Raw genomic sequence first — 20,369 nt, forward strand, 5'->3', positions numbered from 1 at the left:
CAGGCGACAGGCGACAGGCGACAGCTGTAACCAGCGGAGACTTCATCAATGTGCGGCATCGTCGGATACATCGGCAAACGCGACGCGACTCCCATCCTCATGGAAGGACTGCATCGACTCGAATACCGCGGTTATGACTCCGCGGGACTCGCCGTCGCGCGCAACGAGAAACTGCAGGTCATCAAGACCAAGGGCAAGGTGCGCGATCTCGAACGCATCCTGCCGGAGCGCATCAAGGGCATGACGGGCATCGCCCACACGCGCTGGGCCACGCATGGCGAACCGAGCGATCGCAACGCGCATCCGCACACGGATACGAGCGAACGTTTCGCCATCGTTCACAACGGCATCATCGAAAACGCCGCCTCATTGCGCACGAAGCTGGAAGCATCCGGCGTGACGTTCCGTTCGGAAACGGATTCGGAAGTCATCGCGCATCTGCTCGCCGCCTCGCCGGCCGACACGCTCGAGGACTCGTTGCGTTCCGTGCTGCGCCTCGTCACCGGCACCTATGGCATTGCCGTGCTGGATGCGCAGCGCCCGGAATCCATCGTGATTGCGCGCAACGGCAGTCCGGTCGTGATCGGCATCGGCGACAGGGAAATGTTCGTGGCTTCCGATCCGGCGGCACTGGTGCGCCATACTCAGAGCGTCGTGCATCTCGACGACGGCGAACTCGCCGTCGTGCGTGCCGACGGCTACGAAACCTCCACGCTCGACGGCGGCGCAACGGCGAAAACACCGCTCACGATCCCGTGGACCGACGAGTCCTTCGACAAGGGCGAGTTCTCGCACTACATGCGCAAGGAAATCGCCGAGCAGCCGGACGCCATCCGCCGCACGCTGAGCGGGCGTCTCGAACCGCGCTTCCAGACCACCCACATCGGCGGGCTCGAAATGGCGGCGCGCGAACTGCTCGAAGTGAAGCGCATCAAGATCCTCGGCTGCGGCTCGGCATACATTGCCGGCAGCCTGGGCGCACATCTGATCGAACAGCTCGCGCGACTTCCCGCCAGCGCCGAGCCGGCCTCCGAGTTCCGTTATCGCAATCCGGTGATCGAACAGGACACGCTGTACATCGCCGTCAGCCAGTCCGGCGAAACCTTCGACACGCTGGCCGCCGTGCAGGAAGTGAAGCGCAAGGGCGGACGCGTGCTCGGCATCGTCAATGTGGTGGGCAGCACCATCGCGCGCGAATGCGCTCGCGGCATCTATCTACATGCGGGGCCGGAGATCGCCGTGGTATCGACGAAGACCTTCACCAGCACGGTGGTGGCCTTCGCGCTGCTGGCCGTGCATCTCGGCCGACTCAAGGATCTCTCGACGGCGCAGGGCGCGCGGTTGCTCGCCGCGCTGCAGGCGCTGCCGGACCAGGTAGCAACCATCCTCAACCAGGAAGCACGCATCGCGACCCTGGCGCAGCGCTTTGCCCGGCACGAAAACGCCTACTTCGTCGGCCGCGCTGCCGGCTTTCCGATCGCCATGGAAGGCGCTTTGAAGCTGAAGGAGATCAGCTACCTGCACGCCGAAGCCTACCCGGCCTCGGAGCTGAAACACGGCCCGCTGGCACTGATCAGCCCCGAGACCCCCACCGTGATCGTGATGCCGCGCGACGATCTTTACGCCAAGAATCTTTCGACCATCGAAGAGATCCGCGCACGCAGCGGCCCGACGTTCGTCATCACCCAGCCCGGCGATCCGCTGCCGATGCCGGTCGACGCCGTCATCGAAGTGCCGAAGTCGGAAGCTGTGCTGGATCCGCTGCTGCTGAATATTCCGCTGCAACTGCTCGCGTACCACGTGGCCCTGGCGCGCGGCAGGAACATCGATCAGCCGAGGAATCTGGCGAAGTCGGTGACGGTGGAGTGAGAGAGCTCGATCCATTTGCCCCGCTGGGCATCGGGGCCTCGCCTCACTCACTGGGCCGTCAGGTCCCGGTAGAAGCGGCCGACGTATGCATCCGTCGGCGCCCCGGGCGCGATGAGCGCCTGCCACTTTTCGAATGGCTTCTCGGCGACGAGCTGCTCCATGGTTTTACCGGCGGAAATGCCCGCTGCCACGATCGCCTTCATTTCCTTCAGAACCTCGAGGCCACGCACCACGTCTGCGCGCGATGAAACCGGGCCATGGCCCGGGATTACTTTTGCATCTGCTGGAATCTGAGGCAGCACGAACTCCAGCGCCTCAATCAGGCCGACGATGGTGCCGCCGCTGCTTCCATCGACGAACGAAGCCGCCGGCGACATGAAGACGTCCCCCATCGCGACAACGTTCGACCTGGTGAAGAAGACGACGACATCGCCATCCGTGTGACCGGCGGGAAGTTTCAGCAGGCGAATGTTTTCGTCGTTGAAGAACAGATTGAGCTCGCTCTCAAAGGTCACCGTCGGGAGCGCTTCTGCCGCCCGCTTGCGCGCGCCGCTTGCCATGCGAGTACGCACGTTACGATGCGCAATGATGGGCGCCACTTCCTGGAAGGCATCGTTTCCGCCCGTGTGGTCCTCGTGAATATGGGTGTTGATCACGAAACGAAGCGGCTTGCCCGAGATGCTCTTGAGAGTCGCCAGGATCGAGTCCGCAGCGCTGGCGTTCAGGTCGTCATCGACCATCACGATTCCGTCGTCGCCCACGGAGGCGACGATATTGGCCACCGACCCACGCAGCACGTAGACGCTGCCCGCAACGGGTTCCGCCGTGATCTTCGCGGCGTCGTTACCTTGCGCTGCCTCCAACGTCGCGAAGAGCGCCGTGAGGATCAGGCACCCGCTGATGGTCAGATGATCTGGCCGCATTCGTGTACTCCTGAAATTGCTGGGACTTTCGCCGCTATATTCTGACGAGGACCCCACCGATTCCAACAAGCCTCTCCACTCTTCGCGCTCCGCCGAGGGCCGCGGCGGCGGAAATCTCGACGGTTGAACCGGAATTGGCGTCCCGCTCTGTTCAATATCAGCAATCTGTTCGACGATCGCTACTTCCCGGACGCGTGCAGCCTAGATCGCGTGACGCCGTGAGAACCGCGGATGCGGCAGTTGCGGGTGGGAAGTCGTGGCGAGGGAGCGAGGGTTCTGATCAGGCGCGACTGTCGGATGCAGGTGACGCTGGTTTCGCGGAGTGCACCATCGCCGAACCCGCGCATCCTGGCGCGTGGAGTACCCGGATTTCGGCACGGCGCGTGAGCGCCTCCTGATCTTCGAGCGTCAAGCCCGGCAGTCGGTCGATGTAGATTCGCCTGTTGACCATTGCCGCCATGGAATCGTACCGGGGTTCCCGGGGCATTCTGACGAGCCCTGCCTCGAACTCCGGACTATGTCGAACCACTGCGCGCACCGCACGTCCTCGATCTCGCGCTGCCCGAAGATTGAGCTGATCTGAGTCGTCACGGATTCCTCCCTTCGCGGTTTCGAACTCGCGCGAGCTTGCGAACCCTTCAACTTGGACGACGACGGCATCTTCTCTTGCTGATGCGTCCGAACATTGAACCAGCATCGACAGGAATGTCCGGATCGCCTTCAGCTGTTCTCCTGCGTCATCCAGAACTGTTCCTTCTTCCCAGATGGAGCGGTCGCTCGCGAGAACGGATTGCGGCACGAGCGCGGTGTTCGCCTGTTCGCTTGCGAGCTTCGCATTCTTCGAGAAGAGGATCGGCAGAATCACTACGGGTGCATCTGATGTAGCCCGGACCATGACGGGTTGAAGTCGCAGTGTGTCGGTGCTCGTCATTATTCGCGTCACTTCGCCCGCCGCAATCTCCACCGGGAAACCAAGCGCGAGGAATGCAACGAAGAGCTTGGCCGCTTCAAGAAGCGCTTCAATCGGTGCAGGCCTGCCAAGCTGCCGATATGCACACGCGAGAGCCGCGATGATCTTGTCTGCATAGGATGCGAAGACCGCGATGGATATGGTCGCCGCGGTCGCCTTGAGGCCACTGCTGAAGGTGTTCGGAAGACTGTCCGCCAGCAACCGGCCCATGTGCAGGCCGCAGATGACGGCCGCAGCCGAAAACAGGAGCGAAAGTGCGGCTGCCCATACGTTGTCGATCTGCGGTGCTGCTTGCACCGACGCCGGCGACGCCAGCAACGCAACCTGTGGCGAATCTGTGGCGCGATAGCTCATGCGCCTCCATGGGCGTAGCCGATCGACGATGGAGTACTCGCGCATTGCCTGGCTCCTATGTCCCTGCGTCGGTGCCGCGGCGCTACCTGCCGGCAATGGTACCCGCACTGTGGTCGGCGACCACGACGTCGCTCCTCGCAGCCGCCGACGTCACCGGCGTCGCTGCCGGCGAGTAGCGGTTGCGGACGAAACCTTCGATGAAATCGGTACCAGCGTACCCGGTCGCGACCAGGGCGAGCAGGAACTGCTTGAATTGCACAGACGACTGTCCATCGACGAGTTTCGCGGGATCATCGACCAGTGTCAGTGTCGCGAGAACACCCGCTACTGCGCCGACGAGCAGACTGACGACCAGCCGGCTTGGTGAGAAAATTTCTCGTGCCGACGTATGAAGGGACTGTGCCTCGTCGAACACCTTCTTCCAGCCGACAATGCCACGTGCGGCCTGACCAATGGCTCCCAGTACGGCGCCGAGAGCAATGATGTTTATCCAGTCGTTGATCATGACGATTCCTTACCGTGCTTCGGTTGTGACCTGACAGGTCCCTGGACAGCATCTGTTGCGAGCGCGCTGTTGATCTCACTGGCCCGCACCTGGTTCGCGTGCGCAATGCGGGTGAGATATCAGCGCCATCGCTGACAGATTCCTTCGCGGGTCGAAACACAAACCGGGCGCATGCAGGGAAACCGTCGCACGACGCCTTCGGGCATGCGTTCGCCACTGATGAATCTGCCAGGAGGTCTTATGCACGGCGCTGACAATCGTGGCGAAACTCTGACTGGACGGGGCGTATTCCGCAGTCCTGGTCGATTCGGTCGCATGTTCCCGGAGCTGTCGAGCTTGACGCAGTTTTCTCCCGGGCCGATCGCCCTTGGAGCATCGACGGGGCCCATGGATGGCGGCAATCCGCCTGCAAGCGATACCAGCCAGAACAATCCACGCATCCGTGCGGGCTACACGTTCCTCGGACAGTTCATCGACCACGACATCACGCTCGATGTCACATCAAGCCTGGAGCAGGAAAACGATCCTGATGCGGTCGAGAACTTCCGAACGCCTGCGCTTGAACTCGATTCGCTGTATGGCATGGGCCCATCGGTGCAGCCTTATCTGTACGATCAGTCACGGCAGTTCACCTTTCTTCTTTCTCCCGACGGGACGGATCTGCCGCGCAATTCGCAGGGTCGGGCGCTCATCGGCGATCCCCGCAACGACGAGAACATCATCGTCTCGCAGCTGCATCAGCTGTTCCTGAAATTTCACAACAAGGTCTTTACCGATTTCACCGACCGGTCAACTTCGCCGGAAACGCGCTTTCGAGAGGCGCAGAGACTGGTTCGCTGGCACTACCAGTGGATCGTCGTTCACGAATTCCTGCCGCGTGTGCTGGGTTCGGTGAGCACGGCGCGCATCTTCCGCGATGCGCCATTCAAGTTCGGCGAACGACCATTCATGCCGGTCGAGTTCAGTGCCGCTGCGTATCGCTTCGGCCATAGTCAGGTCCGACCCGGATACGGCCTTGGGCCCGGCCGCGGTGCCGCACTCTTTCCTACGCCGGATGCGGCGGGCGAGGTGCCGCCTCCGGGCACATCCGATTTGCGTGGTTTCCGGCCGGTACCGCCGCCGCTTGCAGTGGACTGGAGCGCCTTTTTCGGTATCGGGGCGCAGGCAAGCAAATTCATCGACACGAAAATTTCCACGGTGCTGCTGCAACTACCCACGGGTGTCGTCAGCGCAGAAACTCCGGTACACCTCAGGAGTCTCGCCGTACGCAATCTGCAGCGAGGTCTGGCCCTGCAGCTGCCTTCCGGGCAACGAGTGGCGGAGCTTCTCGGCATTACTCCTCTTGCAGCCGAGGATCTCTGGGCGAATGTTCCCAATGGCACGGGCGAAGCACCGCTGTGGTTCTACATCCTTCGCGAAGCCGAGGTTCACGCCGGCGGGCAGCGGCTCGCGGGAGTCGGCGCCGAAATCGTCGGTCGTGTATTCCAGGCGCTACTCGCCTCGGACACGAAGTCCTTCCTTTCCCTGTCTCCGGCGTGGACGCCAACGCTGCCCCGCGCCAGCGACCGGACCTTCACCATGACAGACCTGGTCAACCTGACCCTCGGTACGAGCATCGCGGGTGAGGACGTCAGTACCCTGCCAGGAGAAGAGGTCTGACGACCAGCCAGCCCGCGATCGATATCGGGAATCAACATGAGGAGCAGATGCGATGGCAACGAAGAAAGTCGACATCAAGATCGACACCGGCGCGGCGCGCTGGTGGATCGCCCTGGAGCCATCCAACAAGGAATTCAAGACACCGAAGAAGGAATACGGTCCGAGTCTCGAGACCGGCATCGAGCACTTGCTGGTGTACTACGTTCAAGGAAAGAAGGACAAGCCATTGAAGATCACAGTGACCTGCGACGGTGCAGAACTGGCCAGGGTCAATCGCAAGATCGGGCCCAATGGGTTTGCGTATGGGCACAAGGAGTTCACGCCATGAGCGCAGGGCGGTCTCTCTGCCTCCTCGCACTGACGATTGGAAGTATCGCCTGCGTCGCGCATGCCGCAGACCCGCAGGCGACCAATCTTGCAACGACTATCGCGTCAGCGGACAGCGCGGCCGATCAATCCTTCGGCAAAGCGAGACCGCGGCTCGATGTAACAGCCGGCAAGGATGAGAAGCGAGCGGTGATTTCGTTCGGCCATGTGTCCACTGCAGGCCTGCAGTGGCAGGCGAAAGTATCGTCTCCATGGGACGACGACGAGTCCCAGGGCCAGCCGGCGACGCTGGACGGCCTCGCAAACTCGGCGAAGCTCGAAGTCTCACTCTCATCAGTCGTCTTCTCGCTCCCGGATACACTCAATGCATCGGAACTCAAGGCCGCCTGTGAGGCGGCGCGGGCCGATGTGGGCGAGACAGCCGCCGAGTGCGATGAGCGCCTCTATGATCGGGTCACGAGCAGACTGGTAAGGCGCCAGATTGCAGACGCCTATTTCGGCAAGCGCACGGTTCCACTGCTGATGTGGTCCATCAACGGCGCCGTCGGTGTGGAAGATTTCAAGACGCTGAATCTCGACGCAAGCGAGAATCGGCACAGGGAAACACAGACATCCGCGGGCTTCGATGTCGGTGGACTATGGCCCGGCTCGCTTGCCTCCGTGATTCTTGGCTATCGATGGCAGAACGCGATGCAGAACGCCAGAGACACACAGGCCACCGTGTGCGTACCGATCGAAGGATCGACGGCAGAGAAGTGCAAGCAGGGCTTCCTTGGTCGGCCTGTCGATGCAGACAAGAGCCTCGTCTCGCTCGAATTCAGGAAACAGGTGGGGGATTCGATCGCGTTCACCGTGAAATACACGCGCGACTTCGAATCGGACGTGAACGGCATCGACGTCCCGATCTATCTCATCAAATCGAGCGAGAACGCGTTCTCGGCAGGAATACGTCTGGGCTGGACCGACGATCCGCAGCAGGACGACGATGTCACTGCGTCCATATTCGTTTCCACCGACTTTTCCCTGATGCCCTGACCGCGCTGCGTCGGATGGAACACCCATCGACTTGAAATCGGTGGGCCCTGTGAATCCTTGGCGTGCCACGCCTTGCTGCGAAGAAGACGAATAACCCTAATGAAGGGCTAACCGGAGAAAATACGCCGAATACCAAAGGCCACATTAGACATGAAGCATTCCATTCACAGGCTCGTGGGACACCGAATCACGGGATTTGTAATCGGCTCATCTTCTTTTTTTCGCAGCCATCTACTTCTTGAACATGCCTTTCTTGGATTCAAAACAGGCAAGGTGGCTGTTCAAGTTGACTCTTACCCTGTTCCTGTTCTGGTTGCTCTTTTTTGCGCCCTCCGTGGGTAACGGAGAAGAGGACAAGAGAAGAGAGGTAGGCAGGAAGCCAACGGCCGAGGACCGGTGAAACCTCAGTAGCAGACCCTGTTCCGACCGGTGCGCTTGGCTTCGTACAGCTTGTCATCCGCACTCTTGTACAGGCCGTCGGGCTGCATCCCACCATCGAGCACGGCGGCGCCGATGGAAATCGTGACCTGGATTTCCTTGCCTTCCGCCGCGAACTTGTGAGCGGCGACCAGCGTGCGCAATTCTTCAGCAATCGACGCGGCACTCGGCAGATCAGTCTCGGGCAGGATCGCGCAGAACTCCTCGCCGCCGTAGCGACCGAGCTTGTCGTTCGGCCGCAGGCGCTTCTGCAGGATCGACGCCAGCCCGCGCAGCACGGAATCGCCCGTCAGATGTCCGTGCGTGTCGTTGATGTTCTTGAAGTGGTCGATGTCGAGCATGAGGACCGCGAGATGACGGCCATGCCGCATCGCCCGCGGAATTTCGTCGCTAAGCATCGTGTCGAGCTGCTTGCGGTTCGACAGATTCGTCAGGCCGTCGGTGACGGTCATGCGGAAAATGATTTCGTGATACTGCGATTCGACATCCGAGCCTGACAGGAACTTGAAGATGGTGTCGCCGACCTTGAGCTGGTCGCCGCGCTTCAGCGGGTACTCGCCGCTGGCGCGGAAATCGTCGTTCACGAACGTGCCGTTGGTGGATTCGAGATCGATCAGGATCAGCCCGTCCGGCCGGTGCTCGAGGCGCACGTGCCGGCGCGAGACGCAGTCGCTGGGCAGGACGATGTCATTGTCGCGGCCGCGGCCGATGGTCGTGACCGGCCGGTCGAGGATGTGACGGCGGCCAAGTTCGGCATGCGACGGGGAATAGATGACGACCAGACAATCCGCGCCGGAACGACGCAGCGGCAGCGAGTCCAGGCCGGTGACTCGGGTCTTGAGGTCGTATTCGGAATCCACGCGATTCGAACGGCTGCCGTGACTGGCGGCAAGGGTAATGCTCCGCGGCGCGGATCGCCAGCGGACCAATGGGGTCATCCGGGCGCGAGCCCGGCATCCTGCAGCAATGCGCGGACCTCATCGCGCGTCAGATCGCGCCATCTGCCGGTGGGCAGGGAGCCCAGTTCGATGTGCATGATCCGCACGCGCTGCAGTCGCACTACCTTGTAACCGAAGAACGAGCACATGCGCCGGATCTGGCGATTCAGGCCCTGGGTGAGAATGATCCGGAACGTCGCCGGCCCTTCGCGTCGGATGCGGCAGGGCTTCGTCACGGTGCCGAGGATGCGCACGCCGCTGGCCATGCCGTTGAGGAAGATCTCGGTCACGGGCCGGTCCACGGTCACGACATATTCCTTCTCGTGCTCGTTCTCCGACCGCAGGACTTCGTTGACGATGTCGCCGTGATTCGTGAGCAGGATGAGTCCTTCCGAATCCCGGTCGAGCCGGCCGATGGGAAAAATTCGTTCGCGGTGACGCACGAAGTCGACGATGTTGCCGGGCACGTCGCGCTCGGTCGTGCAAATCACGCCGACCGGTTTGTTGAGCGCGATGTAGACGTGCTGCTTCGCGGCGCCGATCTGGCGTCCGTCGACGCAGACGACGTCGCCCTCTTCCACCTTGGTGCCCAGCGTCGCGACCTGGCCGTTCACGGTCACGCGTCCGGCTTCGATCCAGCTGTCGGCTTCGCGCCGCGAGCTGACGCCGGTTTCGCTGATGAATTTGTTGAGGCGCATGGGAGGGGAGGGGCTACAGGAGACAGGCTACAGGCTACAGGCTACAGTCAGAGAGGGCTCGTTCTTGCTGTAGCCTGTAGCCTGTAGCCTGTAGCCTCGCTCATCTCACGCCGACGGAATGAAATCCTCGTCCGCCTGGTGTTCGCGCTCGAACTTCAGGAACTCGTAGTAGCCGCAGCGGTTGCCATACGGATACTTGCGGCAGACGTTCGGGCGCGCCTCGTACACGGTGCAGCGACGTTCGTCGGTGTCGAAGAAGCGGCAGATGGTCTTGTACACGTGATCGCGCTGATGACGCAGGATCTGTTCGTCGGCTTCCTTGGTCTTGTAGTGATAGGTGAAGCGCTTCTTCGCTTCCGTCTTCGACAGCCCGAAATGCTTCGCGAGACGCTCGATGTCGTACTCGCTCACCGCGATGCGCGCATGACTGCAGCAGTAGCCCGGACATTTGCTGCAGTCGAAGCGAGGTTTGTCACTCATGGGAGGCAATGCGATCGAGGGTGATGAAGGTGAATGCATGGGCGTGACGTTCATCGGCAGGATGCTGCCCGACGATCGTTTCGCGCCATTGGGCGGGATCGAGAATCGGAAAGAGCGTATCGCCATTGATGTCGGCATGCACGCGCGTCAGATGAATGCGATGAACCATCGATAGTGCATTGCGATACAGCTGCGCGCCGCCGATCAGCATGATTTCCGGCGCGCCGCGTGCCGCGACCAGTGCAGCATTCAGCGAACCGACCACGACGCAGCCCGGGATGGCGAGCCCCGGCTGACGCGACACGACGATATTCGTGCGGCCCGGCAACGGCTTGCCGATGGAATCCCAGGTCTTGCGTCCCATCACCACCGGCTTGCCCAGGGTGATTTCCTTGAAATGCTTCAGATCGTCCGGCAGACGCCAGGGCAACTGGTTGCCACGGCCGATGACGTTGTTTTCGGCCGCAGCGACGACGATGGTGAGTGAGGTCATGCGAAGGTCAGTGCTTGCGCTTCTTCGCGGCCTTTTTCTTCGGCTTTTTCTTGTCCAGCGGTTCGCGATCCAGCATGGTGCCGCGACAGCGCTTCGCCCCGCAGCGACAGGCGTACAGCGCCAGTTCTTCCGGCTCGTCGGTGCTTTCCCAGGTGAGCTGGTAGTCGTAGCCGAGTTCCTCGCCCGGCTTGATGTCGCGGATCGCGTCGATGAACACGCGGCTGCCTTCGATCACCGTCTCGCAATTGGCATTGCAGTGATGATTGATGAAGCGCGCGTCGTTGCCGTTCACGCCGGCGTCGATCACGGTGCGATTGCTGGCGATGAACAGGAACGTGTGTCCGTCGTCGTCGCCCTTCACTTCATAGCGGTCGTCCGCCTCGCGATGCGAAATGCGTTCGCCGAGGTATTCGATGACGCGCGTGCCTTTCTTGATGGGCTTGAGTGCATACACGCCCTTGCCATGGATCGGCGAATTGCGCGCCTCGACCAGCGGCGAGCTGACGATGGCGGGCTGGGACTTCTTGCGAGGCTTGCTGCGCTTGGTTCTCTTCGGGGGCGATTTTTTCGGCATGCTTCTCAACCAATGGAAGGATTCTTTTCCGGCCAGCGACCGGCAGACCCGTCGGCCCGCCTCACACCGCGATCGGCGCCTTGATGGCGGGATGCGACTGATAGTCGACGACTTCGAAATCGTCGTACTCGTATTCGAAGATCGAGGGCGGCTTGCGCTTGAGGACGAGGCGCGGCGCGGCAAACGGCGTTCGCTGCAACTGCTGATCGGCCTGTTCGAGATGATTCAGGTACAGATGCGTATCGCCGCCCGTCCAGACGAATTCGCCGACTTCGAGGTCGCACTGCTGCGCGAACATGTGGGTCAGCAATGCATACGAGGCGATGTTGAACGGCACGCCGAGGAAGATGTCGGCGCTGCGCTGGTAGAGCTGGCAGGACAACTTGCCGTTGGCGACCCAGAACTGGAACAGCGCATGACACGGCGTGAGCGACATCTGCTCCAGCTCCGCGACATTCCAGGCATTGACGATGATGCGGCGCGAATCCGGATTGCGGCGGATCAGGTCGACGGTGCGGCTGATCTGATCGATGGCCGGGCCGTTCGGCGTCGGCCACGAACGCCACTGCTTGCCGTAGATCGGACCGAGCTCGCCCTGCTCGTCGGCCCACTCGTCCCAGATGGTGACGCCGTGATCGCGCAGGTACTTGACATTGGTGTCGCCCTTCAGGAACCACAGCAATTCGTAGATGATCGAGCGCAGGTGCAGCTTCTTGGTCGTGAGCAGCGGAAAGCCCTGCGCGAGATCGAAGCGCATCTGGTAACCGAATACCGACAGCGTGCCGGTACCGGTCCGATCTTCCTTTCGGACGCCGGTGTCGCGGACGTGACGCAGCAGGTCGAGGTATTGGCGCATCGGATCACTTCGTCGCGAAATTGCCGCTCGGCTCGTTCCGGCGGTACGCGACGATCAGCATGATCAGACCCGCGACGATCATCGGCGTCGAGAGGATCTGGCCCATCGTGACCCAGTCGAACAGCAGGTAGCCGCGATTCTCATCGGGCACGCGCACGAATTCGACGGCGAACCGGAACACGCCGTAGCAGAGCAGAAACAATCCCGCCGGCGCAAGCCGCGGACGCGGCTTCATTGTGTAGATCCAGAGAATGACGAATACGACCAGCCCTTCCAGCACGCCTTCATAGAGCTGCGAGGCGTGCACGTGCAGCACGCACGGATCGATGTTGAAGCGCTCGCACATGCGCAAGGCTTCGGCCTGCTGCGACGGGTGCAGCGTCGCCGGATCGACGATGAATCCCCACGGCGACTGCGTCGGCTTGCCCCACAGCTCGCCGTTGATGAAGTTGGCGCAGCGCACCGCGAAGATGCCGATGCCCGGCAGCGGCGCGAGAAAATCCAGCACATCGACGATCCTGCGGCGCTGGCGCCGCGCAAACAGGATTTCCGCGAGGATCACGCCCACGAGCCCGCCATGGAAGGACATCCCGCCTTCCCAGATCCGCAGGATCATCAGCGGGTCGTCGATCAGCCGTTCGAAGCCGTAGAACAGCACCCAGCCGATGCGTCCGCCGAGAATGACGCCGAGCGCGCCGTAGAAAATGAGATCGTCGACGTCGGTCGGCTTCCAGGTCGATCCCGGCTGCGCCGCGCGACGCCGGCCGAGCCACCAGGCCACGGCGAAGGCGATGACATACGTCAGCCCGTACCAGCGGATCGCCAGCGGGCCGAGGGAAACGATGATGGGATCGATCGCGGGATACTGGATCATTCCGGACTCATTGTTGTTGTCGGCTCACTCCTGCACGGTGCGGCAGAAGTAGGCTTTGAGATAGCGGGTCTCCGGAATCGCCGGATGCAGCGGATGATCCGGCGCCTGCCCGCCCACTTCGACGATCTGCACGAAGCGGCCCACATGACGCGCCGCACGCTGGATCGACGCGACGAGGCTGTCGGGTTCGAGGTGCCAGGAACAGGAGCAGGAAACGAGGATGCCGTCGCGCTCCAGCAACTGCATCGCGAGCTGGTTGAGGCGCTTGTAGGCGGCCTCGCCCTTCGGGATGTCCTTGCGGCGCTTGATGAAGGCGGGCGGGTCGATGACGACGACATCGAAACGGCGCTTCTCGGCGTGCAGCGATTCCATGACGTCAAAGGCATCGCCGCGGATCACGTTGGGCTTGAGACCGTTGGCTTGCGCCGTGGCCTGCAGATTCTCCAGTGCGATGGCGGATGAATCGACGCAGGTCACTTCGGTGGCGCCGGCACGCAGCGCACCGAGACCCCAGGCGCCGAGATAGCTGAAGACATCGAGTACGCGGGCGCCGCCGACGTACTTGCGCAGCGCAAGGCGGTTGGCGGCCTGGTCGTAGAACCAGCCGGTCTTCTGGCCTTCGCTCACCGGCACGCGGAACGCGATGCCGCCCTCTTCCACCGTCAGGGTTTCCGGAACGTCGCCGAAGGCGGTTTCGACGTAGCTGGGCAGACCTTCGAGTTCGCGGGCGCCGCTGTCGTTCTTCCAGAGCATCGCCACCGGGCCGATCACCTTGGTCACCGCGGCTTCGATCTCGGGCTTCAGCGCTTCCATTCCGGCGGTGCCGATCTGCCCGACGATCACGTCATCGAAACGATCCAGCACGAGGCCGGGCAGTCCATCGGACTCGCCATAGACGAGGCGATAGAACGGCCGCTCGTACAAGGCCCGTCGCAGCGACAGCGCGACCTGCAGGCGATGCACGATGAGCGATTTGCCGGGCAGGAAATCCGGGGAGCGCCCGAGGATGCGTGCGCTGATCAGCGAACGCGGATTCACATAGCCGTAGCCCAGGAACTTGTCGCGGTCGCTGACGATGCGACACAGCTCGCCGGGCTGGAACTTCGTCAGCGGCGTACGCGCGGTGTCGACCTCGTTGGAAAACACCCACAGGTGCCCCGCGGAAAGACGTCGATCCTCGCCGCGCTTGAGGCGCAGTTCGGCAATGTCGGCCGGATCGGCCGCCGCAGGGGCGGTATGGGTGGCGTTGGAAGTGTTCATCGCTATAGTGGCCGGGATTCTAGCCGAGTGACGCTCTTCCCATGCACCCTTCGAAGCCCTCGGGCAACCGCGCGAATCGGCTGGCCGGCGAGACCAGCCCCTACCTGCTGCAGCACGCCGGCAATCCCGTCGACTGGTATCCCTGGGGGCCGGAAGCGCTGGAACTGGCGCGTCAGCAGAACAAGCCGATTCTTCTGTCGATCGGCTACTCGGCGTGTCACTGGTGCCATGTGATGGCCCACGAATCGTTCGAAGATCCGCACACCGCCGCGGTCATGAACGAGCTGTTCGTCAACATCAAGGTCGATCGCGAAGAACGCCCCGATCTCGACAAGATCTACCAGATCGCCCACCAGATGCTGATCCAGCGCGGCGGCGGCTGGCCGCTGACGATGTTCCTGTCGCCGCAGGATCAGCGGCCGTTTTTCGGCGGCACCTACTTCCCCAATGAATCGCGCCACGGCATGCCAGCCTTCGTCGATCTGCTGCGGCGAGTCGCGGAGTTTTATCGCACGCGCGCTGACGATATCGCGCGCCAGAGCGTGGCGCTGCAGGAAGCCTTCAACGAACTCGCGCCGCCCGCAGCTTCCGCCGATACCGAACTGACCTCGGAACCTATCCTGGTCGCGCGCGAAATGCTGGCGCGCGAATTCGACAACCAGTTCGGCGGCTTCGGTACGGCGCCGAAGTTTCCGCATCCCACCAATCTCGCCTTCCTGCTGCGCACCTGGCGGGCCACGGCGACCAGCGAAGAGCCGGACCTGCGCGCGCTGTACATGGCGACGCTCACGCTCACGCGCATGGCCGAGGGCGGTCTCTACGATCAGCTCGGCGGCGGCTTCGCGCGCTACTCGGTCGATCAGTACTGGATGATTCCGCACTTCGAAAAGATGCTGTACGACAACGGCCCGCTGCTGGCTCTCGCCGCGCAATGCGCCGCGGCCACCGGCGATCCGCTGTTCTGCCGCGTCGCCGGCGAGACGGCCGACTGGATCATCCGCGACCTGCAGTCGCCGCAGGGTGGTTACTGGTCGACGCTCGATGCCGATTCGGAAGGTCACGAAGGCCGGTTCTATGTCTGGGATACGCAGCAGGTGCGCGAGCTGCTGCCGCCGGACCAGTACGAGATTTTCGCGCGGCGATTCGGCCTCGATCGCGAGGCCAACTTCGAAGGGTCGTGGCATCTGCACGCCTATCGCCCGCTGGAGGAGATCGCCGCGGAATTGCAGATCCCGCCGGAAGACGCACAACGAAAGCTCGACGCGGCGCGCGCGACGCTGCTGGCCGTTCGCAATCAGCGGATCTGGCCGGGGCGCGACGAAAAAGTGCTGACCGCGTGGAACGGCCTGGCCATCACGGGCATGGCAATCGCAGCGCGTACCTTGCGTCGACCGGAACTCACCGAGTCCGCCACCCGCGCGCTCGATTTCATCCGCGAGCATCTCTGGCACGACGGCCGGCTGCTGGCGGTCTACAAGGACGGCCAGTCGCGTTTCCCGGCGTATCTCGATGACTACGCCTTCGTTCTCGAAGCCGTACTCGAACTGCTGCAGACCCGCTGGCGCAGCGAGCATCTGCAGTTCGCCACCGATCTGGCGGAGACATTACTCGCGCACTTCGAAGACCCGGAACACGGCGGCTTCTACTTCACGGCGGACGATCACGAAGCCCTGATCCATCGCTCGCGCTCGTTCGCGGACGAGGCCATTCCTTCCGGCAATGCCGTCGCCGCGCAATCGCTGAACCGCCTGGGACTGCTGCTGGGCGAGACGCGCTATCTCGACGCTGCCGAGCGCACGCTACGCGCCGCCTGGTCGTCGCTGGAACGCTATCCGCACGGGCATGCCGCCATGCTGATCGCGCTGGAGGAGCATCTCGAACCGCCGGAGATCATCATCATCCGCGGCGCCGACGCTGACTCATGGCGCGATGAACTGGCGAAGCTCTACACGCCGCGTCGCCTGACCTTTGCGATTCCTGCGAATGCGACCGACCTGCCGCCTGCGCTGCACGCGAAGGCGGCGATGCCCGGGACGGTGGCCTATATCTGTCGCGGCATGACCTGTTCGGAGCCGCTGCATTCGCTGGCAGCGGTCGCGACGCTGACGAACGGATGATGTTTCTTTCCCCCTGTGGGGCCGGCTTCAGCCGGCCTGAGAGCTGTCAGGCTGAAGCCTGACCTACAGGAAGAAGGCCGGCTGAAGCCGGCCCCACAGGCAGAGAGGAAGCGGCGCGAGCCGCCGATTACTTGTCGGTCTTTCTCTTCGCCTGCTTCGCATGCCGCGAGCGCTCGATACCCGCCAGCTGCTTGATGCGCGCGGCTTCGATCGCAGCGCGCAGCGCCCGCTCGCCCCAGACCTTCAATTGCTCGGGATCGTTCACGATCTCCTCGGGCACCTGATGATGATCGGTGGTCAGATCGTAGGCATTGGGATACGGCTTGAACTGACGGCAGCCGCGCGACAGGTAGTCGTCGCGATTGGAAGGCCCGGTGTGCAGGTACAGCGCATCGTCCGCGACGATTCCCAGCAGGCGATCGTCGATGAAAATTCCGATCACACCGAAGATCGAACGATTCGAGATCGAGCCGAGAAACGACAGTTGCCCGGTGATCTGACTGGCAAGGCTCGATTGAATCCGCATATCGAGCAGCACTCTCCGGCTGTGTTCATGCGCCATACCGCACATGATTGAACATTGTTCTTTACCGGCGTACTGGCAGTCCTCTCGCCGGTGCGGCGTTCCTGCTTGCCGCCGCGCTCGAAAGTGTACCGCTCCCAGCCCATCTGTACACACGCGCGGCGCCGTGTGCCGACGCATCAAATGCGTTTATGCCACTTAGTCGCAATGCTTCGCCCGCGCGAGTTCACAATCCCGCGCCAGCATCTGTACGTTATGACGAATCGCATCGCGCAGTTCGCCATGCACGAGCGGGTCGAACAGCGGTGCCTGCGACCAGTCGTAGGCCCAGGGATTGCCGGTGCGCATCGCTTCGGGTTCGTCGGCGTAGCGCGGATGGACATGCGCGTGCAGCGCCGGTTCGAGGTTGCCGAACATCGCGTAGTTGATCCGCAGTGCGCCCGTCGCTCGCATCACGGCCTCGCCGAGTGTCGACACGTCGATCATGAACTGCGCGCGCGCGGGCGCCGCAAGCGCATTCAGATGCGCTACGACAGGATCGGGAAGCAGCAGGCAGTAACCGCGCAGCACCTGCCGTTGTCCCATCACCGCCCAGCCCGACGCCATTCTCGCGATCACGGACGGGTCATCGCCGCGGCGACAGGCTTCGACCATGCGATGAATGGCGGTAGTCATGGCATCACTTGCGGAAGATGAAGTAGACGGCGCCGAGCATGCACAGCGCGGCCCACAGGTAGTCCAGCTTCAGCGGCTGACGCATGTAGATCAGAACGAACGGCACGAACACCGTCAGCGTAATGACCTCCTGCAGGATCTTGAGCTGCGGCAGCGTCATCACGGTGTAGCCGATGCGGTTCGCCGGCACCTGCAGCAGGTATTCGAACAGCGCGATGCCCCAGCTGACCAGCGCCGCGACGATCCACGGCTTCTGACTCAGGTTCTTGAGGTGCGCATACCAGGCGAAGGTCATGAAGACATTGGACAGCGTCAGAAGAATGACGGTGCGCAGGACGGGATTCATTGGAGGATCTCAGGCAGGACGGGAATCGCCTTCAGGAAAGGCACGGTCGACGCCGTCTGGAGCTGCAGCACGAAATCGAAGTGATCGACCTGCGTGCACAGTTCGAAATCGCGTTCCGGGGCCCAGGTCGCGGCAGGGTCGAAGAACTTGGCCGCACCGGCGGCGGAGCGCAGTCGATCGCGCACGGAAGTGACATCGGGATCTTCGCCGGCGAGCCGCTGCTGCAGCAATTCGGCACACAGATCGTCCTCCTCGGCGCGCTCGCGCGCCTCGTGCCCCATCCGCACGAGCGTCACGAGCGCCGGGCGACGCAGACGGATGTAGCGCACGATGGCGGCGGCATTCACCAGCGCACCCGTAATCACTTCATCGGCCTGCTGCGCCCCGGTCAGTCCCTGCGTGCCGGCATGCGTCGTGTGAATGAGCGTGCGGCCTTGCAGATCGAGCCGCTCGACCTCGGTGGGCGAATTGCCGGCATCGAAGCCAGGCAGCGGCCGGGCGTGACGCTCGCCGATGAGCAAAGAGCCGGGAATGCTTTCGCGTAGCGCGCGCGCCTCATCCACCGAAGCGACGGGAATGATGCGGCTCGCCCCTCGCGCATGGGCATGGCAGGCCACCGAGAAGGCGCGAAAGACGTCGATGACGACGACGAGCCCCCGCGCCTCGCGCGCGCCAGCGACGAAATCGGCGATGCGGATCTTCGGAATCGGGTTATTCATCGGAAAAGAATAGCCGCAAAAAGGCGCAGAGAACTCAGCCGCTTTGCTGTGGGGCCGGCTTCAGCCGGCCTCTGAAGAGTCAGGCTAAAGCCTGACCTACAGGGAGAACGAAAAAGGCCCGGTGCTTGCGGCACCGGGCCTTCAACTCATCGCTACCCGTGCATCGCTCTCAGGCCGCGCTGCGTCCGCCTGCCGCCTTGCGCAGGGACACGACGCGCTTGGCGTCGACCGGGCGTTCGTGCATGACCACGACCTTGGCGCGCTTGAAGAAGTTGAAATCGGTCGCGCTCGCCCAGGTGTAGGCGCCCATCATGCGGCCGACGACCAGGTCGCCGACTTCCAGCTCGGGCAGCAGGATGTCGTCGTCGATCACGTCGATCGAGTCGCAGGTCGGGCCCGCGAGCACGCTCGGGAACAGCTCGCCTTCCTGGCGCAGCGTGGTCACCGGGTACTTGGCGTGGTCGAACAGCTGGCCGCTGTACGAGCCGTACAGGCCGTCGTCCAGGTAGTACCACCAACGGCCGTCGCGCTTCGCCTTGCCCATGACGCTGGAAATCGCGATCGCGGCCGGCGCGGCGATGAAACGGCCCGGCTCGGCGATGACGCGCACGTGGGCCGGCAGCTTCGCCAGCTCTTCGCGGATCGGACGGCAGAACTCGTCGATCGGCGTGACTTCGTCGTTGTACGACACCGGGAAACCGCCGCCGATGTCGAGGATGTCGAGCGACGGCAGGCCGGCCAGCAACGCCTCGGCAATGAGGTTGGTGCAGGCGCGGATGGCCTCGATGTACTTGGTCGGTTCGGTCGCCTGCGAGCCGACATGGAACGACAGACCACGCACGCGGATGCCGAGGCGGCGCGCCTGCTCGATCAGGCCCAGCACGGCTCCCGGCTCGCAGCCGAACTTGCGGGACAGGTCGACGACCGCATCGGGGCTGCGGAAGGACACGCGGATCAGGAGCTCAGCGCGCTTCTTGTAGCGGGCGAACTTGCGGACTTCGTCCGGGTTGTCGGCGACGAAGGTCTTCACGCCGTAGCGCAGCGCGTCGCGGATGTCGCTGTCGCGCTTGATCGGGTGAGTGTGGATGCAGCGCTCGGCGGGAATGCCCTGCGCCTTCACCAGTTCGACTTCGCCGGTGGTGGCGAGATCGAAGAACGCGCCTTCATCGCGCAGGCAGGCGACCACCGCGGCGTGCGGCAGCGGCTTCAGGGCGTAGTGCAGATCGACGCCCGGCAGCGCGGCCTTCAGCGACTGGTATTGCCGACGCACCTGTTCGCAATCGACCACCAGCAGCGGCGAGCCGAAACGGGCCGCGAGGCCGCGGATTTCGCTTTCCGTCAGCGTGGTCGAATCGAAGGCGTGGGCAGGGGAAACCGTGTGTGTCTGACGAGCTGCGCGTGGCAACACTGTAGGTGCACCTCTAGCGAAAAGCCTTGGAACCGAACAACCGAGCCAACAAGAGCAACAGACTGGAAACGAAACGTCCGATCACTCTCACAAGTTCTGGTCGAGCGGCACTTGCAGCTTTCGCGATATCCCTCTTGCCGAGGGACCCTTGCTCCGCGGTGCGCGGATACCAAGGACTCTGAGTGCTCTCTTACACAGGCGCGCGCAATGTATCAAAAATGATCTGCGATGCAAGAACTGTGTCGCAGATTTGTGCAGCCGCTGGCGCGAGTCTCGCCGACAGCACGTTATGCTCGCCCGCGATCGCCTCGCCGCAGACAGAGCAACA

21 protein-coding genes are annotated in these 20,369 nt (G+C 62.8%); 5 read left to right on the plus strand and 16 right to left on the minus strand.

Annotated elements, in window-relative coordinates:
• The first annotated feature begins 48 nt into the window (after positions 1–48).
• Positions 49–1,869 carry a glutamine--fructose-6-phosphate transaminase (isomerizing) gene (glmS, locus tag V7D81_RS07960; RefSeq protein WP_324315618.1) on the plus strand — a complete coding sequence of 607 codons (1,821 nt, stop codon included), beginning with the start codon at positions 49–51 and terminating at the stop codon, positions 1,867–1,869.
• A 47-nt stretch (positions 1,870–1,916) separates the two neighbouring features.
• Here the strand turns inward: glmS and V7D81_RS07965 are convergent, their stop codons facing one another.
• From V7D81_RS07965 to V7D81_RS07975, 3 genes are all read right to left on the minus strand, one after another.
• Positions 1,917–2,792: an MBL fold metallo-hydrolase gene (locus V7D81_RS07965; protein WP_324315619.1), complete on the minus strand. Its 876-nt coding sequence runs from the start codon at positions 2,790–2,792 to the stop codon at positions 1,917–1,919.
• Between the two features lie 280 nt (positions 2,793–3,072).
• Positions 3,073–4,116: a hypothetical protein gene (locus V7D81_RS07970; RefSeq protein ID WP_324315620.1), complete on the minus strand. Its 1,044-nt coding sequence runs from the start codon at positions 4,114–4,116 to the stop codon at positions 3,073–3,075.
• Positions 4,117–4,198: 82 nt separating this feature from the next.
• The gene (locus V7D81_RS07975; RefSeq protein WP_324315621.1) at positions 4,199–4,621 is read right to left on the minus strand and encodes a hypothetical protein; all 423 of its coding nucleotides are present in this window, start codon (positions 4,619–4,621) and stop codon (positions 4,199–4,201) included.
• Between the two features lie 387 nt (positions 4,622–5,008).
• Between V7D81_RS07975 and V7D81_RS07980 the strand changes: the two genes are divergently transcribed.
• Genes V7D81_RS07980 through V7D81_RS07990 form a run of 3 tightly spaced genes read left to right on the plus strand, consistent with a single transcriptional unit; the run spans position 5,009 to position 7,642 of the window.
• Positions 5,009–6,280: a peroxidase family protein gene (locus V7D81_RS07980; protein WP_324315622.1), complete on the plus strand. Its 1,272-nt coding sequence runs from the start codon at positions 5,009–5,011 to the stop codon at positions 6,278–6,280.
• Positions 6,281–6,332: 52 nt separating this feature from the next.
• Positions 6,333–6,608 carry a hypothetical protein gene (locus V7D81_RS07985; protein ID WP_324315623.1) on the plus strand — a complete coding sequence of 92 codons (276 nt, stop codon included), beginning with the start codon at positions 6,333–6,335 and terminating at the stop codon, positions 6,606–6,608.
• Positions 6,605–7,642: a hypothetical protein gene (locus V7D81_RS07990; RefSeq protein WP_324315624.1), complete on the plus strand. Its 1,038-nt coding sequence runs from the start codon at positions 6,605–6,607 to the stop codon at positions 7,640–7,642. The genes V7D81_RS07985 and V7D81_RS07990 overlap by 4 nt, the downstream gene beginning before the upstream one ends.
• 404 nt (positions 7,643–8,046) lie before the next feature.
• Here V7D81_RS07990 and V7D81_RS07995 read toward each other — a convergent pair whose 3' ends face one another.
• From V7D81_RS07995 to V7D81_RS08030, 8 genes are all read right to left on the minus strand, one after another.
• A complete protein-coding gene (locus V7D81_RS07995; protein ID WP_324315625.1) occupies positions 8,047–9,018 on the minus strand; it encodes a GGDEF domain-containing protein in 972 nt (323 codons plus the stop codon).
• Positions 9,015–9,716, minus strand: a complete 702-nt coding sequence (gene rluF, locus V7D81_RS08000) for a 23S rRNA pseudouridine(2604) synthase RluF (protein WP_324315626.1) — start codon at positions 9,714–9,716, stop codon at positions 9,015–9,017. Before rluF ends, V7D81_RS07995 begins: the two co-directional genes overlap by 4 nt.
• Positions 9,717–9,821: 105 nt before the next feature.
• Entirely contained in the window at positions 9,822–10,196 is a 375-nt protein-coding gene (locus tag V7D81_RS08005) for a YkgJ family cysteine cluster protein (RefSeq protein WP_324315627.1), read from the minus strand.
• The gene (locus V7D81_RS08010) at positions 10,189–10,689 is read right to left on the minus strand and encodes a dihydrofolate reductase (RefSeq protein ID WP_324315628.1); all 501 of its coding nucleotides are present in this window, start codon (positions 10,687–10,689) and stop codon (positions 10,189–10,191) included. Before V7D81_RS08010 ends, V7D81_RS08005 begins: the two co-directional genes overlap by 8 nt.
• A gap of 7 nt (positions 10,690–10,696) precedes the next feature.
• Positions 10,697–11,263: an SET domain-containing protein gene (locus V7D81_RS08015; RefSeq protein WP_324315629.1), complete on the minus strand. Its 567-nt coding sequence runs from the start codon at positions 11,261–11,263 to the stop codon at positions 10,697–10,699.
• A gap of 61 nt (positions 11,264–11,324) precedes the next feature.
• Positions 11,325–12,119 (minus strand): thymidylate synthase, encoded by a 795-nt coding sequence (thyA, locus tag V7D81_RS08020; protein WP_324315630.1) that lies wholly within the window; start codon positions 12,117–12,119, stop codon positions 11,325–11,327.
• Between the two features lie 4 nt (positions 12,120–12,123).
• Positions 12,124–12,993 (minus strand): prolipoprotein diacylglyceryl transferase, encoded by an 870-nt coding sequence (gene lgt, locus V7D81_RS08025; protein WP_324315631.1) that lies wholly within the window; start codon positions 12,991–12,993, stop codon positions 12,124–12,126.
• Between the two features lie 24 nt (positions 12,994–13,017).
• Entirely contained in the window at positions 13,018–14,253 is a 1,236-nt protein-coding gene (locus V7D81_RS08030) for a class I SAM-dependent rRNA methyltransferase (RefSeq protein WP_324315632.1), read from the minus strand.
• A gap of 41 nt (positions 14,254–14,294) precedes the next feature.
• On the opposite strand from V7D81_RS08030, the gene V7D81_RS08035 reads away from it, so the two are divergent.
• Positions 14,295–16,370: a thioredoxin domain-containing protein gene (locus V7D81_RS08035; protein ID WP_324315633.1), complete on the plus strand. Its 2,076-nt coding sequence runs from the start codon at positions 14,295–14,297 to the stop codon at positions 16,368–16,370.
• 127 nt (positions 16,371–16,497) lie between these two features.
• On the opposite strand, the gene V7D81_RS08040 is transcribed toward V7D81_RS08035, so the two are convergent.
• From V7D81_RS08040 to V7D81_RS08060, 5 genes are all read right to left on the minus strand, one after another.
• Complete coding sequence (locus V7D81_RS08040; RefSeq protein ID WP_324315634.1) at positions 16,498–16,896, minus strand: TfoX/Sxy family protein; 399 nt, start codon at positions 16,894–16,896, stop codon at positions 16,498–16,500.
• A gap of 195 nt (positions 16,897–17,091) precedes the next feature.
• Positions 17,092–17,568: an HIT family protein gene (locus V7D81_RS08045; RefSeq protein WP_324315635.1), complete on the minus strand. Its 477-nt coding sequence runs from the start codon at positions 17,566–17,568 to the stop codon at positions 17,092–17,094.
• A 4-nt stretch (positions 17,569–17,572) separates the two neighbouring features.
• On the minus strand, positions 17,573–17,914 hold the full coding sequence (locus tag V7D81_RS08050; RefSeq protein WP_324315636.1) for a DMT family protein: 342 nt from the start codon (positions 17,912–17,914) through the stop codon (positions 17,573–17,575).
• Positions 17,911–18,633 carry a 2-phosphosulfolactate phosphatase gene (locus V7D81_RS08055; RefSeq protein ID WP_324315637.1) on the minus strand — a complete coding sequence of 241 codons (723 nt, stop codon included), beginning with the start codon at positions 18,631–18,633 and terminating at the stop codon, positions 17,911–17,913. Before V7D81_RS08055 ends, V7D81_RS08050 begins: the two co-directional genes overlap by 4 nt.
• A 169-nt stretch (positions 18,634–18,802) precedes the next feature.
• Entirely contained in the window at positions 18,803–20,038 is a 1,236-nt protein-coding gene (locus V7D81_RS08060) for a type III PLP-dependent enzyme (RefSeq protein WP_324315638.1), read from the minus strand.
• Positions 20,039–20,369: the final 331 nt, after the last annotated feature.

Source organism: Povalibacter sp., from assembly GCF_036735925.1.
GTDB lineage: Bacteria > Pseudomonadota > Gammaproteobacteria > Steroidobacterales > Steroidobacteraceae > Steroidobacter.